The organism is Roseiflexus sp., from assembly GCF_057785375.1.
Genome location: NZ_JBYNRX010000084.1, coordinates 36,440 through 52,623, shown reverse-complemented (window position 1 = coordinate 52,623; position 16,184 = coordinate 36,440). Strand labels below are relative to the sequence as shown.

Sequence of the window (16,184 nt, the reverse complement as noted above, 5' to 3'; positions counted from 1 at the left end):
CACGTGGCCTGGGCCAGCGCCGGGGCGATGCAGACGCTGGCGGATATGCTGGTCGATAACGTCGAGGCCTGGGAAGCGGGACGGGCAATCAACGTCGTCGGCTGATCACTGCAGACGAATCGCCATGTCGAACACCCAGGTACGCCGGATTTCGACGACGTCGTACTGACGCGCCAGGGCCGGCGGGAAGCGGCCGTACGGCGCCTGGCTGTCCACCACCTTGCGGATCGCGTCGTCGATCGCCGGCACGCCGCTCGACACCACGAAGCTCACCTTCTCCACCGAGCCGTCGGCGCGCACCGCCACCGTCACCACCGGTTGCGCGTGCGGCTGCTTCACCGCCTCGCGCACCATGTCGAAGGTCATGTTCATCTCGATCTTGCGGCTCATGGCCTGCGCATACTCCACCAGATCGGCGTTGGCGTCGGCGCGGCCGAACAGCCAGCCACGGCGCAGGCTGCTGGTCGTGGGCCCGGCATCGCGCTGGGCGGCTTCCTGCTTCATCTGCTGGCCGATCGCACGCAGGCGCTCCTCGCGTTTCGCTTCCTGCTCGGCGCGCTCGCGCTGCGCCTGGTCCTGTTTTGCCTGCGCCTGCCGCGCCGCTTCCTGCCGCCCCGCTTCCTGATTCGCGGCGTCCTGGCGCGCGGCGGCTTGGCGGAGGGCGTCCTGGCGCGCGGCCTCCTGCCTGAGGGCGTCCTGGCGCGCGGTCTCTTGCCTGAGTGCGTCCTGACGTGCGGCTTCTTGCCTGGCTGCCTCCTGGCGCGCGGTCTCCTGCTGCGCTTGCGCCGTGCGCGCAGCCTCCAGCTGCGCCTGTTCCTTGCGCGCCGCTTCCTGCTGCGCCGTGGCCTCGGCTGCCTTGGCTGCTAACTGTTCCTGGCGCAGGGCCTCTTGCCGGGCAAGCTCCTGGCGTTCGGCAGCCAGGCGCGCCGCTTCGCGCTGCGCGCCCTGCTGCTGCTCGATCCGGGCCTGCTCGATCCGGGCCTGCTCGGCCGCGCGCGCCTTCGCCTCCTGGTCGGCCAGCTTTTGCGCCGTATCGTCCGCGACGGCAACCGGCGCCGGCGCCACGGTGTCGGCTGAGGCCCGGGTCGCAGGGGCATCGGGCGCCACCGGCAGGTTGACCTTGGGCCGTGCCGGCGCCGCCGTGACCGGCGCGGGCGGCGGCGCGGGCGGCGGCGCCGACGGCGGTGTGGGCGGCGGTGCGGGCGGCGGAACCGGTTCCACCGTGCGCACCGGCGGCGCAATCGTTGGCGTTGCCGTCGGCGGCGCAATCGTTGACGTTGCCATCGGTTGCAGCGTGGGCGACACTTCCCTGGTTAGTGTCGGCGACGCTGGCGCCGTGGGTGACGCCGTGACAGACGGCATTGGCGACACTGTCGGAACCAGTACAGTGGCAGGGGCAGTCACAGACGGATACGGAGGCGCGCCAGGCGGCGTTCTGTTGGCGCCACCCAACAGGGTGCTCAGGATCAGGAATAGACCGAACAGAATTGCCAATACCACGAGCGCAGCAACCACAAGCAGGAGTGCCGGATACCGATGGGGCAACGTCGGCGATACGGCTGCCTGACGCAGGACAGCGGCGCGCGCCAGAACCGACTGATTGATCGCATCGAGGTTCGGCGGCGGCGGCGCGGGCAGTGTGCGCAGCGATGTCGCAGCGCGCAACATCAGATCGAGTTCGCCACGCTCGGCTGGATAGTCGCGCAGGCAGGCATCGACCGATTCACCGCGCTCGATCCGATCCAGACAAGCATCCAGCGCTCTCAGGAGTTTCTCGTCATCATCGTCCATCACCGACCTCCGCCGCGCCCAACAGGCGTCCCAGGGCGCGTAACGCCCGAAGTTGAAGTTGTTTGACCGAACCTTCAGAACGCTGCAATTGCTGCGCCACTTCAGCAATCGACAGCCCGGCGACAAACCGCAACAGCACAACCTGTTGTTGTTCATCGGTCAGCATTTTCAACGACCGTCGAAGCGCTCCATGCAGCTCTTCGCGCTCGAAGGCTTCCGCCGGATTACCGGACACCGCCTCCGAATGAACAAGCGTCAGATCAACCGGAGCGGAACGGTCGCGCGTCACGACGTTGATCGCCAGGTTGTGAGCAATACGATAAAGCCAGGCGCGGAACGGCGCGCCGGTGATCTTGTAGTCGCCGATGCGCTCCAGCATACGCACATATGTTTCGGCGACAATATCTTCTGCCAGATGGGGACCGGCGACGATGGCTGTGACGTAGCGGTGCAACACTGTGCCATAGCGTTCCACGATCCAACTGACAGCCTGTGCGTCGAAGCGCCTTAACCGGGCGACTAACTCAGCATCGTCCATACACTGCCATGCACTGTTTTGTTTCCATCTGCATCCATAACACACTCATAAGGCAAACGTTACGCCCATCGCCAAAAATGGCGATTAATGATACGCTATAATGCATACTCGACCTGCACGCTGTGCGCCTCGTATAAAGCGATTACCCAAAACCCGGCAATCTAAGGATATGGAGCGGCTGACGTTGGCTTCGACCGGCTCAGCCAACGTCAGGTGCAAGACGGCGACACGAGCAATTTCGGGCAACATCTGGTTGATCGCTCTATTATGCGGCTTCTGGTATAATGACGTATGCGCACAAGGCATCACAATATGATTGGCGCAATGCCGCATACACCCGATGCTAAACAGCGGGGTTGCGCTCTGGAGACGCAAGGAAGAGGTACAAAGCGAAGATGTTGATCGGCATCGGCATGCCACCGCTCGATATGGCCGAATGCACCATCACGCTGATGCGTCTGGATGATGAACTGCTTCCGTTGCGGGACGCTTCAGTATACGCACCCGCCCTGCGCTGGGGTATGTGAGGCGGATGTGCTGATGCCATCAGCCAGCCGCTCTGACGCTCAATATAAGGAGATGCTTACCTGGAGGCTTCCCGGATGCAGATCACCGTCGACCATGTCATCCGCTTTCTCGAGCGCGCTGCCGCGCTTATCCGCGAACACGCGACTGAACTGACAGAACTCGATACCGTGATCGGCGATGCAGACCACGGGACGAATCTGAATCGCGGTTTCTCCGCCGTCGTTGTCAAACTCGACGCGCTGCAGGACGGCGATATCGGCACGATACTGGACGTAACCGGAAAAACGCTCCTGGCGACAGTCGGCGGTGCGGCTGGTCCGCTCTATGGCACGGCATTCCGGCGTGCTGGCGCATTGCTGGCAGGGCGCCACACCATTGAGGGCGCCGACGTTGCCGCCGCACTCGAGGTGGCGCTCGAAGGGATCGTTGAGCGCGGGCGCGTGCAGCGCGGCGAAAAAACGATGCTCGACGCGATTGCGCCAGGGGTCAAGACGTTTCGCAACGCGATCGCGCAGGGCCAATCCCTCGAAGAAGCGGCACGCTGTGCGCTCGCCGCTGTCGAGGAAGGGATGCGTGCAACGATTCCCATCCAGGCGACCAAAGGGCGCGCCGCATTTCTCGGACCGCGCAGCATCGGGCATCAGGACCCCGGTGCAACGTCAGCGTACTATATTGCCTGTGCCATGGTCGGTCTTGACGCCGACCCGACATCCGATCAGAACGCCGTATAGACAACACGATCCTGGAAAGAACCAGATATGCGCACTCTCATGACCGATGTTCTGGTAATCGGCGGCGGCGCAACCGGTACAGGCGCGCTGCGCGATCTTGCGCTGCGTGGCATCCGATGCGCGCTTGTCGAAAAGGGCGATCTGACGCACGGTACGACTGGTCGCTACCACGGGTTGCTGCACTCTGGCGGTCGCTACGTGGTGAAGGATCCGCAGTCGGCGGAGGAATGTGCGCGCGAAAATGAAATCCTGCGCAAGATTATGCCGCACTGCATCGAGGAAACTGGCGGATTGTTCGTAGTGACCCCGGCGGATGACGAGTCGTATGCCGAGCGGTTCGTCGCGGCATGCCATCGCACTGGCGTGTGGGTCGAGGAAATCCCGGTGCGTGAGGCGCTACGTCGCGAACCGTTGCTCAACCCGCGCATCAGGCGCGCGTTTGCCGTGCGCGATGGCGCAGCCGACTCGTTCCTCGCCACGCATGCCAATGCCGATGATGCACGACGCTACGGCGCTCAGGTGCTGACCTACCATCGCGTGATCGGGTTGGAACGTGTGGGCGACCGGATTGTCGGCGCGGTGTGCGAGGACCTGCGGAGCAGCGAAACGGTGCGGATTCATGCCAGTTTCATCATCAACGCAACCGGTGCGTGGGGCGGAAAGATCGTCGCAATGGCGGGGTTGCACATCAGTATTGTGCCTGGCAAGGGAACGATGATCGCCATGAACCACCGGATCGTCAATACGGTCGTCAATCGCTGCAAGATGCCTGCCGACGGCGATATCATCGTGCCCATCCATACCGTCGCAGTGCTCGGCACCACCGACATCGCTGTGCCTGATCCCGATGTGTACGATATTACCCCTGAAGAGGTTCGGCTGATCCTCGAAGAGGGCGAGTGTCTGGTTCCGGGGGTCAGTCGCATGCGCGCACTGCGGGCCTGGGCTGGCGTGCGACCGTTGTACAAGGAACAGGACGCGGGACACGACCGCGATATTCCCCGCACCTACAAACTGCTCGACCACGAAACGCGCGATGGCGTCGCCGGAATGGTCAGCATCGTCGGCGGGAAGTGGACGACGTACCGGCTGATGGCGGAGCATACGGTCGATCTGGTCGCGCAACGACTCGGCGTGACCACGCCATGCCGGACAGCGGATCTGAAGATCGAACCGTCGCACGAGGGCGCCGCCCCTGCGCCGTATTCTCCGGCGCGCTCACAGTTTGCCATTCTGGCGTCGCCCTTCTATCTGCTGGGACACCGGCTAGCGGAGGTCGAGGCGGACGATAGCTATGGCAATCTGATCTGCGAATGCGAACTGGTGACGCGGGCGCACCTCGAAGCGGCGATTCGCAGCGACGGAACCGCCAATCTCGATGATCTGCGCCGCGATACACGCCTGGGCATGGGTCCGTGTCAGGGAGGATTCTGCACCTATCGCGCTGCCGCGATCTGGCACGAACTCCGCGATGGAGCGAAGCTAGCGAATGGCGCTACCGGCGCATCGCCGGCAACAGCGCTGCTCAGGCACTTCCTGCAGGAGCGCTGGAAGGGGGTCACGCCAACGTTGTGGGGCGATCAACTTCGCCAGGAACGTCTCGACGAGCTGAACTACCTCGAAACGCTCGCTGTCGATCGCCTGCCGGAAACCGGCGATGACGCCATTGGGCGGAAACGTGATATTGTGGTCGAGGAAGTTGTGTGACCAGAGCAGAAGAGCCTGTCCGGAACAGATCGTCGGGGAGGGAAAGGCGGCGCCTTCGCTTGCACGGCGCGTAGCGATTTTCGGACAGGCGCCAGGCGCGTTGAGTCCGGTTATCGAGAGCCTGCTCGAAAACGTGGTGGTCAGATGTTATTCCAAGCGCAGTGAAGCCATCTCTCTGCTGGCGCACCGCGCAACGACGGCGGGGTATGGCTCTTCGAGACCATCCGGAAAAGCTCGTTGGATAGGCGAAGGCAATGCCTTCGCCTACCCGGTTGCACTTCAGTCAGCGATTATTCAGATAGACTCTTATGAGTTCACTGCGAAAAGGCTTAACCACCAAGGACACGAAGCGCACGAAGGTGAATACAAGTAAAGCGCATGTCCTTTGTGTCCCTTTGCGACCTTCGTGGTTGCTTTTTGCAGTGAAGTCCTCTTAATACTAATGCGTAGTCATTTGGACAACACTGCCGGGGCGTGCTGTGGGATGCCGGGGTGCTGCGGGCGAACGCCCGCGCTGAGGACGCAGTTCGACTTTGCTCACTGCAGGCGGTTCGACTGCGCTCACCGCAAGTGAAAGCCCCGCTGGGGCTGCTGATGCCAGGGCGCAGTCATGCGTCCACGACACGAACTGCTGGTGCGAGTTGACTGTTGCGCCTTGCGAACCGGGCGCTCGAATGTCTGACTGACCGCAAGTTAGTATGAGAGAGCGAACAACCAAAACCTGGACGATCAAGGACGTGAATCGGCTGACGTTGGCTTCGACTGACTCAGCCAACGTCAGCCGCAAGATGGTCAACACGGGCAATGATGGTGCAACATCTGGTTGATCGCTATCAGAGAGGTGCCGAGGACAATTGCGATGCGAACGACGATCGTCATTGGAGCGGGATTGAGTGGGTTGATGGGGGCGCTGGCGCTGGCGGAAGCGGGGTTGCGCCCGCTGTTGCTGGCGAAAGGGCAGGGAGCGACCCACTGGACCGCCGGCACGATTGATGTCTGGGGCGTTGATGAACATTCTCCACGCGAAGCGCTTCGCGCGATCCCCGAAGCCCACCCGCATCACCCGTATGCGCTGATTGGCGTGCACGCCGTGGAGGAAGCCATCGCACGTTTCCGCGCACTGACCGAGATGGCGCGGTATCCGTATGTTGGCGGGCTGGAATGCAACGTTCTTTTGCCGACGGCGGCGGGGGCCCTGCGACCTGCCACACTCCTGCCGGTCACGATGGCTGCCGGAGATGTGCGGCTCGGCGGGGAAGTGTTGGTCGCCGGGTTTCGTGAACTGCGCGATTTTTACCCGCCGTTCATCGCCGCCAACCTGGCTGCGCAGGGGATTGCAGCGCGCGGCGTGTACCTGACCATACCGCCAGCATTCCACCGGCGCGAATACACGACTGTGACCTTTGCGCGCATGTTCGATGACCCGGCGTTCCGCAGCGAGATTGGCAGGCAGTTGCGCGCACAGCGCGGCAGCGCAACACGGATCGGGCTGCCAGCCATACTCGGGTTGCGCGATCCGCTGGGCACGGTCGTCCACCTGCAGAACGAGAGCGGCGCGCAGGTATTCGAGATCCCGACATTGCCGCCGTCCGTTCCGGGCATGCGACTGTTTGCCCTCTTCCAGAACGCTATCGAACAGGCTGGCGGAAGGTTGCAGATCGGATCGGAAGTGCTCTACGGCGATGGGCGGGATCGACGGCTTACAACCCTCTGGAGCGAGGCGGCGGCGCGCAGGCAGGAACACCGCGTCGAGCGCGCGCTGCTGGCGACCGGCGGGATTGCCGGCGGCGGCATCCGGACCGACCACGCGGGCGTGGTGCGCGAAACTGCCCTCGATCTGCCGGTGTGTGCGCCAGCAAACCGCGCCGGCTGGTTCGCGCCACGTTTCCTGGACCCGCAGGGGCATGCCATTTACACAGCTGGCGTCGCAACCGACGCGCATCTTCGACCGCTCGGCGCAGACGGCGAGGTGGTTTATGAAAATGTCGCCGTCGCCGGCGCAACACTGGCTGGAACCGATACCGTCCGTGAACGCAGCCGGAGCGGCGTCTCCCTCGCCACCGGATGGGCGGCCGGACGCATACTGGCAGGATTGATATCATGACCATCATTCCAGAGGATCATATCGAGCAGTCGCTCGAGCAGTCGCTCGACCATTGCATCAAGTGCAACATCTGCACGGCGGCTTGTCCGGTCAGTGCGGTGACCGATCTCTTTCCCGGACCCAAGTACGTCGGTCCGCAGGCGCAGCGTTTTCGCCACGAGCGCCAGCCATCGCCCGATGAGTCGGTGGATTACTGTTCAGGATGCCGCGTGTGCAACGAAGTCTGCCCAACCGGCGTCAGGATCGCCGAGTTGAATGCGCGCGCGCGGGCGCGTATGGCGGCGGAGCGCGGCATCCCGCTCCGCAACCGCCTGATCAGCCGCTCTGGCCTGGTGGGTCGTCTGGGCGCGGGACCGCATGCGCCGCTGGCAAATGCGCTGCTCGGCTTCAAACCGCTGCGGACGGTCATCGAGCGCACGCTGGGTATTGCGCGCGAAGCGCCTTTGCCTTCGTTCAGCCGATATACGTTTCGGTCGTGGTTCCGGCGCCGGCGTGCTGCTCGAGCGATCAATGGAAAACCCAAACGCCAGGTGGTCTACTTTCACGGATGCTCGGCAAACTACTACGAGCCGTGGATCGGGAAGACGGTCGTGGCCGTGCTCGAACACAATGGCTTCGAGGTGCTGCTCCCGCGCCAGCGCTGCTGTGGCCTGCCGCTGCTCTCGAACGGCGACTTTACCGCTGCACGTCGCGCGCACGAGGACAATGTCGCGTCCCTGGCGCCGTATGCGCTGCGCAACATCCCGATTGTCGGCGCCAGCACCAGTTGCACGCTGACGCTCAAAGAAGAAGCGCCGGAACTGCTCGGCATGCAGAGCGACACGGTGCGCGCAGTCGCACACCAGACGTATGACATCTTCGAGTTTTTGCGCATGCTGCACGCGCGCGGCGAGTTGCGCACCGACTTTCGTCCAATCGAGCGCACTCTGCCCTATCATCCGCCATGCCAGTTGCGCGCACACCGGATTGGCCGTCCTGCACTCGACGTCCTGGAACTCGTTCCCGGACTGCGGTTGATCGAAACGCACGCCAGTTGCTGCGGCATCGCCGGAACGTATGGACTGAAGGTCGAGAAATATCAGATCAGCATGGATGTCGGCGCGCCGCTCTTCGAGACGATACGCCGTTCCGGCGCAGACGTGGCGCTCTGCGATTCCGAGACATGCCGGTGGCAGATCAGTCATGGCGCAAGGGTCACTGCGCGCCATCCGATCGAGATGCTTGCCGAAGCGTATGGACTTGTGACGTGATATGGTTGGCATTTTAATTGTTGCGCATAGTGAGCAGCTTGCCAGTGGCGTCAAGGAATTCGCCGATCAGGCGACGCACGGTCAGGTTCCGATTGTCGCAGTCGGCGGAGCGATTGATGGCTCGCTCGGGATCAGCGCGGAGGCTATTCGCGACGGACTGCACCGCATCGCCGGCGATGACGGTGTACTGGTGCTCGTCGATTTCACCAGTGCTGCGTTGAGTGTTGAAGCGGTGCTCGAAGATGAACCCGCCATGCGCGTTGTCATCAGCAATGCGCCGCTTGTGGAAGGCGCCTATCTCGCAGCGGTCGAAGCGTCGGTCGGCGCAACGCTGGAGGAAACCGCCGCTGCCGCGTTGCGTGCGCGCGATCTGATAAAAGTTCATCCCGCACATCGCCAGCGCCTCCGGTACGCGGGTCAACGTTTGCCAGAGACAGGTGAATAGCATACATGTGCTACGATCATGGAAGAGCGAGTGGTTAGAATCCGGCATCCTCTTGGGCTGCATGCGCGTCCGGCAGCCGATTTCTATCGCAAGACGCGCGAATTTCGCAGTCGTATCACTGTACGGAACATCACCCGGCGATCCTCGGTCGAATTGCCGGTCAGCCTGTTGAACCTGCTGCAACTTGGCGCATCGCAGGGGCATCAGGTGTTGATCCGCGCCGAGGGCGAAGACGAACGTGAGGCCGTAGCGGCGCTGGCCGCATTGCTCGACCAAGTCGCAGCCGAGGAATAAAAATGGCTATCTACCTTCGTGGCGCTGGCAGTTCACCAGGAGTGGCGCTCGGACGCGCAGTCCACTATCGGCCCAACAACCACGCCTGGCATACCGTCGATGCCGACATTGACGCCGCAATGGCGCGGTTCAAGGCAGCCCAGACGATGGCAGCCGGTCAGTTGCGCAAACTGGCCGAATTATTGCGTGAAGAAGGCCGCAGCGAAGAAGCGCGCATCTTCGACACTCATGCGCTCCTGGTCGAAGATGAAACCCTGACGCAGGACGTGGAACGGCGCATGCGCGAGGGGCGCATCAGCCTGGAACAGGCGCTCATCACAGCCATCGGCTCATTGCGTGACACCATCGCAGCGATTGACGACCCCTATCTCCGTGAACGTTCGAGTGACATCGACAGCGTGCGGCGCGCGATTCTGACGGCGCTGCACGGCGAAACCCGCCGCATCCACGATCTGCCGATCGGCGCCATTCTGGTGACGAATGACCTCACGCCTGCGGAAGCCGTCAGCCTGCGCGATGGACGGATCGCCGGATTTGCGACTGCCGAGGGGGGACCGACCAGCCACACAACGATCCTGGCGCGCGCCTTTGGCATCCCGGCGGTCGTCGGGTTGGGCGCGGCAACGCTGGCGGTTCCCGATGGCGCGCCGCTGGTGCTCGACGGATACACGGGCCTGCTGATCGTCGATCCCGACGCTTTCGAATGGTCGTCGTACGAACGCCGCGTATCAGGATCGATCGTCGCGCGGATCCGGCGCCAACCGCTACGGGATCAACCGGGTCGGATGGCGAGCGGCGAGCCGGTGACCATCTGGGCAAACATCAGCCATCCGCTCGAGGCGCGCGCCGCCCTCGAACAGGGGGCGGAAGGCATCGGGCTGTTCCGCACCGAGTTCCTCTTCCTGGGGCGCAGCGCTCCACCCGACGAGAACGAACAGTACGAAGCGTACCGCACGGTGGTCGAGACGATGGAAGGACGCCCGGTCATTATCCGCACCCTGGACATCGGCGGCGATAAGCGCGTGGATTACCTGGATCTGCCGCACGAACTCAATCCCTCGCTCGGCATCCGCGGGCTGCGCCTCTCGATGCGTCGCCCCGATCTGTTCCAGACCCAGATCCGCGCCATGCTCCGCGCTGCGGTGCACGGCGACCTGCGCATCCTGCTGCCAATGGTCACCACGCCGGACGAAGTGACATGGGCGCGTGAACAGATCCGCAGCGCCGCCGAGTCGCTGGCGCGGGAGAACATTCCCCACCGGGCGGACGTACCCGTCGGCGTCATGATCGAAACGCCCGCTGCAGCAATTACCGCCGATCTGCTGGCGCGGGAGGCGGCATTCTTCAGCATCGGCACGAACGACCTGGCGCAATACGCGCTTGCCGCCGACCGCACCAGCGCTGATGTGTCCGCGCGGTATGCGCAGAACTCTGCCGCAGTCCTGCGCCTGATTGCGCAGACCGTTGGCGCCGCCGCCCGCGCTCGTTTGCAGGTGTGCGTCTGCGGCGAGATCGCCAGTCTGCCGGATGTAGCGCCCCTCCTGATTGGATTGGGAGTGGTGCAGTTGAGCATGAACCCGGCGAGTATTTCCACCATCAAAGAGCGCCTGAGCGAGACAGTCATGACCCAAGCGCAGGCAGCGGCACGCTCGGTGTTGAATATTTACATATGAGCAACCTTCCTGAATGGATCGGCAATTATCGCCTGGAACGCCAGATTGGCAGAGGCGGTATGAGCCATGTGTGGCTGGCGCGCCATCGGACGTTGCGCACCCGTCAGGTGGCGATCAAGGTGCTCCTTTCGCAGGAAGCCGAATGGATCGAACGCTTCACCCGCGAAGCGGAGATTACCAGCCAGCTCCACCACGAGCACATCGTACCGATCTATGATCACGGATACCAGGCGCCGTTCTACTACACGGTTATGGAGTACGTCGAGGGCGGAGCGTTGTGCGATCGGCTCAGCGCGCATGGACGGTTGCCGCTCGACCAGGCGATGTACATCTTTCGTTGTGCGGCTGCTGCACTTGACTACGCCCATGCGCACGGTGTCATCCACCGCGATATTTCGACCGGGAATATCCTGGTTGACCAGGACGGCAAACGCGTGTTCCTGGCCGACTTCGGAATTGCCCGCGAGTCGGGGAAGAAATCGCTCACGACGGTCCACAAGGTCATGGGAACACACGGGTTCTTTTCACCGGAACACATCGCCTCGGCAACCACCGTGACTCATCTTTCCGACCTGTACAGCCTGGGGGTGGTGCTCTTCGTCATGCTCACAGGCGCATTGCCCTGGCCCCACATACCGGGACCTGGCGCAGATGGCGGACCGTTCGTGCCGCTGATGAGGCTGCGCGACCGCGGTGTGACAGGTATGCCGGCTGAATTCGATACTATTATCCACACCATGCTGGCGCCCGACCCGGCTAAACGGTATCCCAGCGCTCAGGCGGCGGTCGATGCCCTCGAACAGGCGCTACGCCGCCATGCCAGCACCACGCAGATTATTACCGGCGCGCCGGTTGGCGCGCCTCCGATTCCGGCAGCGCCGCCAGAAGAACCGCATCCGGTCGAACAGGCGCTGGCGCCCGATCTGATCAAAGCGCCGATGCAGGAAGCGCTGAAGCGCGCCCATGAACTCGACGACCCACGCGAAATTGCTCGATTACTGAACGCATGGAGCGATGCGCGACCGTGGCTGCGCCGTCCTGCGCTGGGGCGTATGGCGGCTATCAGGCAGATCCGGCACGACAACGTCTACTGGTATACCCTGCGCGTGTTGTACGAAACGCGCGAACCGGCGCAGACCGTAGAAGAGCCGGATCGCCAGAAGGCGAAGATCAAACTCGAGCGTGAACCCGGTCTATGGGAAGTGTCGCTGCCCGCGCCACAAGAGTTCGAGAGCGACGCAGGCGGCGCCGTGCGTATTCCCGGTTCGACGCGCGTGATCTCGTGTGATGATTGCAACGGGACGGGGCGCACGGTCTGCCCGCGCTGCAATGGCAATGGACGCATTCCGGCGCCAGCCGACCCTGTGCCGCGAAGCAATTCGCTGCCCGGTTCGCCTATCACTGCTGATTCGACCGCGCCAGCCCAGGTTGCCGCAGAACCGCGCATCATCCCGTGCCCCGATTGTGAAGGAAGAGGCGGATTGCAATGCAAACGCTGCGGTGGAGAGTCTCGCCTGATCACCCATAAGACCTTCCGCTGGCATCGCCGGGCGGAAAAGATGACCAGACACGATGATCTGCCGCATATCGATGAACGCTGGTTGCAGGAGCATTGCAAAAAGCACACAATCTACCGCGAGCGGGAGAGCAGTGGGTTTCGCCCTGAATGGCGCCTGGTGCCGGGTATTCAGGCGATGATCGAAGAAGCGGAAGAGCGCCTGAACCCCAATACGCGCATTGTGCTGAGCGAGGTGACGGTACGCTTTATCCCTGTCACCGAGATCGTGTTCGATCTTGGTGAATGGAAAACAGCAAAAACCGCCGGACATCAAGGTCAGTCGCTTGAACCGGTGCTCTATCGCTGGTATATCTATGGCTTCGAGAATATATTGCCCGATGATCGGCGTTTCCTGAACCGGGATCGGATTGTTGCGGCGACGGCGACCGGTGTCAGTTTTGTACTGATTGTTGCGCTGATCATCTTGCTGGCGTTCTGATGGGCGCCAGAAGACCCGATCGGTTTCATCCTCAATGACACCCCTCATTCAACATCCACTGCTTGAGACGCTGGCGCCGCTCTTCGATGCGCTTGCGCGCGCTGGCGGACGCCCGCTGCTCGTCGGTGGAGCGGTGCGCGATCTGCTGCTGCGTTTGCCGCCAACCGACATCGATGTGGAAGTCTACAGCATCGACGGGCAGACCCTTGCCGCCGCGCTTGCGCCGTTTGGCCGGGTCGATGCCGTTGGGCGCTCCTTCGGCGTGCTGAAATTGCGGCTCGACGGGTACGACGTGGACGTGACACTGCCGGTGCGCCGGCATCCGGCAGCCGATGACGAGCCTGGCACACTGCCCGAGTACGACCCGTCGTTGACGCCACGCGAGGCGCTGGCGCGCCGTGATTTTACGATCAACGCACTGGCGCTGACGCCATCTGGCGACCTGATCGACTACTTCGGCGGTCGTGCAGACCTGGAAGCACGGCTGTTGCGCCACACGTCCGAGGCGTTTGGCGATGATCCGCTGCGCGTGTTGCGCGCGATGCAGTTTGTTGCGCGCTTCGACATGCGCCTGGCGCCAGAGACGGCAGCCCTCTGTCGCACCCTGCTCCCCGCATCCGCCAGACTTCCGCTCGACCGCATCTGGCGCGAATGGCACAAATGGGCAACCCTTGGCGCCTCTCCTTCCGCCGGACTGCGCGCCCTCGACGAGTCGGGATGGCTGGCGCTCTACCCTGAACTTGCCGCATTGCAGGGCTGCCCGCAACACCCGCACTTTCATCCCGAAGGGGACGTGTGGGTTCATACGTTGTCTGTGTGCGACGCGGCAGCGCAGATCGCCGAACGTGATGCGCTGGATGCGCGTGATCGCGCGGTGCTGCTGTTTGCGGCGCTGTGCCACGATCTCGGCAAGCCGCCCACCACCGTGATCGAAGAGGATGGCATTCCACGCAGTCCCGGTCATGCAGCGGCAGGTGTGCCGTTGACGCAGGCGTTTCTGGCGCGCATTGGGGCGCCGCACTGGATCGAGCGTCTGGTGACGCCGCTGGTACGCGAGCACCTGGTGCACGTCCATACCCCGGCAACGTCGCGCGTCGTGCGTCGCCTGGCGAATCGTCTTGCGCCGGCAACCCTGGTGCAGTGGGAACGACTGGTCGAAGCCGACGCATGCGGGCGACCGCCGCTGCCGCCGGAGCGACCGGCGGCTGCATTTCTGGCAATTGCCGAGGCTGAGGGGGCTGCCAGAAATCGTCCGGCGCCGCTGGTTCGCGGGCGCGACCTGATCGCGGCGGGGGTTGCGCCCGGTCCGCGTCTGGGGAAGATGCTACGGCGCGCCTATGAAGCACAACTCGACGGCGTCTTCAGCACGGCGGAGGAAGGGATAGCGTGGGTGTTACAAACGCACGAGGATTGACGCGATATTAACGTTTCTCTGACGCTGTTCTAACACAAAAGGGCTAATATACATAACCGAAAACACCCGATGTCATAAGGAGGTGAGGACCAATGACAACTGCGTTGACCCGCTTCGAGCCATTTGCTGAGGCGCTGCGGCTGTCGGATGCAGTCGAGCAACTGCTGAACGAGAGCTGGGTGATGCCACGAAGCCTCTTCGGCGGGTGGGTTGGAACGTTGCGCATTCCATTGGACCTCTACGAAACCGATGAGGCATACATGGTGACCGCGCTGATGCCGGGCGTTCCGAGCGACAAGGTAGACATCCAGATCGAGCAGAACACGCTCACCATCCGTGGCGAGACGACTGTCGAGCAGCCCAAGGATGCGCACTACCTCATTCAGGAGCGGACCAGCGGCAAGATCGAGCGCTGCATCCGCCTGCCGGCAAGCGTGGATGCCGACAAGATCTCAGCATCGCTCAAGGATGGGGTGCTGACGATCCGGCTGCCGAAGGTCGAGCAGGCCCGACCGCACCGTATCACTATTCAGACGGCATGACCTCAGGCTGCTGAAGCGCGCTCACCCGCAGTCCCATCGTGCGAACAGGTCCATAACCTGCGAGCCGGGACAGGCTCTTGAGGTCTTTGGGTGAGCAAGCGCGTCGCCGCCGGGCAGTTTGAGTCGTTTCTGCCCGGCTTTGTTATATCCGGAAGCAATATGCACAGGGTTTGGCGATATGAGGACAACCATGACAGGGTTCACCAACACACTGAAAACAACGGCGCTGCTGGCGGCGCTGACGGTGCTGCTGGTTCTGGCGGGCCGGTGGTTCGGCGGCGCGCAGGGCATGGGTATTGCGTTCGCGCTTGCCGTCCTGCTGAACGGCGGCGCATACTGGTTCTCGGACAAACTGGCGTTGAGCATGGCTGGCGCACGTGAGGTTAGCCGATACGAAGCGCCACATCTCTACCAGATGGTGGCACGCCTGGCACAGCGCGCCGGTCTGCCGATGCCGCGCGTCTATCTGATCGACTCGGCGGCGCCGAATGCATTTGCAACCGGACGCGATCCGCAGCACGGCGCAGTGGCAGTGACAACCGGGCTGCTGCACGTGCTGAATGACGACGAGGTAGCCGCAGTTATCGCCCATGAGCTGGGGCATATCAAGAACCGCGATACGCTCATCAGCACCATCGCGGCGACGTTCGCCGGCGCGATTGCGATCCTGGCGGACATGGCGCAATGGGCATTGCTGCTTGGCGGCTTCGGACACTCCGATGACGATGCGGAGGACAACGGTCTGGCAGGGGTGTTGAGCGGGTTGCTGCTGATCCTGGTCGCGCCAATTGCTGCGACTCTCATCCAACTCGCAATTTCACGCACGCGAGAATTCGAGGCGGATGCCGCAGGCGCGACGATCAGCGGATCGCCGCTGGCGCTGGCGTCGGCGCTGCGCAAGATCGAGGCGTGGAAGCAGCGTCTGCCGCTTGCGGTCAACCCGGCAATGGCGAACCTGTATATCATTAATCCACTCGACGGCAGCGCCATTGTAAAACTCTTCAGCACACATCCGCCCACAGAGGAGCGCATTGCACGTCTGGAGCACATGGCATTCCGGCAGCGCGCATTGGTGTGGTGAAGGGGCAGTGAGCGTCCGCCCGGCGCTTGTTCCGCTCTCCCCTAACCCCCCTCCCCCACAAGGGGGAGGGGAGAATGTCTTCCCGGCGT

14 protein-coding genes are annotated in these 16,184 nt (G+C 63.0%); 12 read left to right on the top strand and 2 right to left on the bottom strand.

What is annotated here, in order from left to right:
• Nucleotides 1-105: 105 nt before the first annotated feature.
• Together AC3EA7_RS15805 and AC3EA7_RS15800 are read right to left on the bottom strand one after the other, a co-directional pair.
• On the bottom strand, nucleotides 106-1,791 hold the full coding sequence (locus AC3EA7_RS15805; protein WP_488615032.1) for a TonB C-terminal domain-containing protein: 1,686 nt from the start codon (nucleotides 1,789-1,791) through the stop codon (nucleotides 106-108).
• Nucleotides 1,781-2,329 carry an RNA polymerase sigma factor gene (locus tag AC3EA7_RS15800; RefSeq protein WP_488615031.1) on the bottom strand — a complete coding sequence of 183 codons (549 nt, stop codon included), beginning with the start codon at nucleotides 2,327-2,329 and terminating at the stop codon, nucleotides 1,781-1,783. The genes AC3EA7_RS15805 and AC3EA7_RS15800 overlap by 11 nt, the downstream gene beginning before the upstream one ends.
• A 395-nt stretch (nucleotides 2,330-2,724) precedes the next feature.
• On the opposite strand from AC3EA7_RS15800, the gene AC3EA7_RS15795 reads away from it, so the two are divergent.
• From AC3EA7_RS15795 to AC3EA7_RS15740, 12 genes are all read left to right on the top strand, one after another.
• Nucleotides 2,725-2,856 carry a hypothetical protein gene (locus AC3EA7_RS15795; protein ID WP_488615030.1) on the top strand — a complete coding sequence of 44 codons (132 nt, stop codon included), beginning with the start codon at nucleotides 2,725-2,727 and terminating at the stop codon, nucleotides 2,854-2,856.
• 75 nt (nucleotides 2,857-2,931) lie between these two features.
• On the top strand, nucleotides 2,932-3,588 hold the full coding sequence (gene dhaL / locus AC3EA7_RS15790) for a dihydroxyacetone kinase subunit DhaL (RefSeq protein ID WP_488615029.1): 657 nt from the start codon (nucleotides 2,932-2,934) through the stop codon (nucleotides 3,586-3,588).
• A 27-nt stretch (nucleotides 3,589-3,615) separates the two neighbouring features.
• Nucleotides 3,616-5,295 carry an anaerobic glycerol-3-phosphate dehydrogenase subunit GlpA gene (gene glpA, locus AC3EA7_RS15785; protein ID WP_488615028.1) on the top strand — a complete coding sequence of 560 codons (1,680 nt, stop codon included), beginning with the start codon at nucleotides 3,616-3,618 and terminating at the stop codon, nucleotides 5,293-5,295.
• Nucleotides 5,296-6,154: 859 nt separating this feature from the next.
• Nucleotides 6,155-7,399: a glycerol-3-phosphate dehydrogenase subunit GlpB gene (gene glpB / locus AC3EA7_RS15780; protein ID WP_488615027.1), complete on the top strand. Its 1,245-nt coding sequence runs from the start codon at nucleotides 6,155-6,157 to the stop codon at nucleotides 7,397-7,399.
• A complete protein-coding gene (locus tag AC3EA7_RS15775; RefSeq protein ID WP_488615026.1) occupies nucleotides 7,396-8,649 on the top strand; it encodes an anaerobic glycerol-3-phosphate dehydrogenase subunit C in 1,254 nt (417 codons plus the stop codon). The genes glpB and AC3EA7_RS15775 overlap by 4 nt, the downstream gene beginning before the upstream one ends.
• A gap of 1 nt (nucleotide 8,650) precedes the next feature.
• Nucleotides 8,651-9,094 (top strand): PTS-dependent dihydroxyacetone kinase phosphotransferase subunit DhaM, encoded by a 444-nt coding sequence (locus AC3EA7_RS15770; protein ID WP_488615025.1) that lies wholly within the window; start codon nucleotides 8,651-8,653, stop codon nucleotides 9,092-9,094.
• 30 nt (nucleotides 9,095-9,124) lie between these two features.
• On the top strand, nucleotides 9,125-9,388 hold the full coding sequence (locus tag AC3EA7_RS15765) for an HPr family phosphocarrier protein (protein WP_488615024.1): 264 nt from the start codon (nucleotides 9,125-9,127) through the stop codon (nucleotides 9,386-9,388).
• A gap of 2 nt (nucleotides 9,389-9,390) precedes the next feature.
• The gene (ptsP, locus tag AC3EA7_RS15760; RefSeq protein WP_488615023.1) at nucleotides 9,391-11,061 is read left to right on the top strand and encodes a phosphoenolpyruvate--protein phosphotransferase; all 1,671 of its coding nucleotides are present in this window, start codon (nucleotides 9,391-9,393) and stop codon (nucleotides 11,059-11,061) included.
• Nucleotides 11,058-13,058, top strand: coding sequence for a serine/threonine protein kinase (locus AC3EA7_RS15755; RefSeq protein WP_488615022.1), 2,001 nt, complete (start codon nucleotides 11,058-11,060; stop codon nucleotides 13,056-13,058). The genes ptsP and AC3EA7_RS15755 overlap by 4 nt, the downstream gene beginning before the upstream one ends.
• Before the next feature lie 34 nt (nucleotides 13,059-13,092).
• Nucleotides 13,093-14,472, top strand: a complete 1,380-nt coding sequence (locus AC3EA7_RS15750) for a CCA tRNA nucleotidyltransferase (RefSeq protein ID WP_488615021.1) — start codon at nucleotides 13,093-13,095, stop codon at nucleotides 14,470-14,472.
• Between the two features lie 92 nt (nucleotides 14,473-14,564).
• Nucleotides 14,565-15,014: an Hsp20/alpha crystallin family protein gene (locus tag AC3EA7_RS15745; protein ID WP_488615020.1), complete on the top strand. Its 450-nt coding sequence runs from the start codon at nucleotides 14,565-14,567 to the stop codon at nucleotides 15,012-15,014.
• A gap of 190 nt (nucleotides 15,015-15,204) precedes the next feature.
• A complete protein-coding gene (locus tag AC3EA7_RS15740) occupies nucleotides 15,205-16,095 on the top strand; it encodes a zinc metalloprotease HtpX (protein WP_488615019.1) in 891 nt (296 codons plus the stop codon).
• The last annotated feature ends 89 nt before the right edge of the window (nucleotides 16,096-16,184 follow it).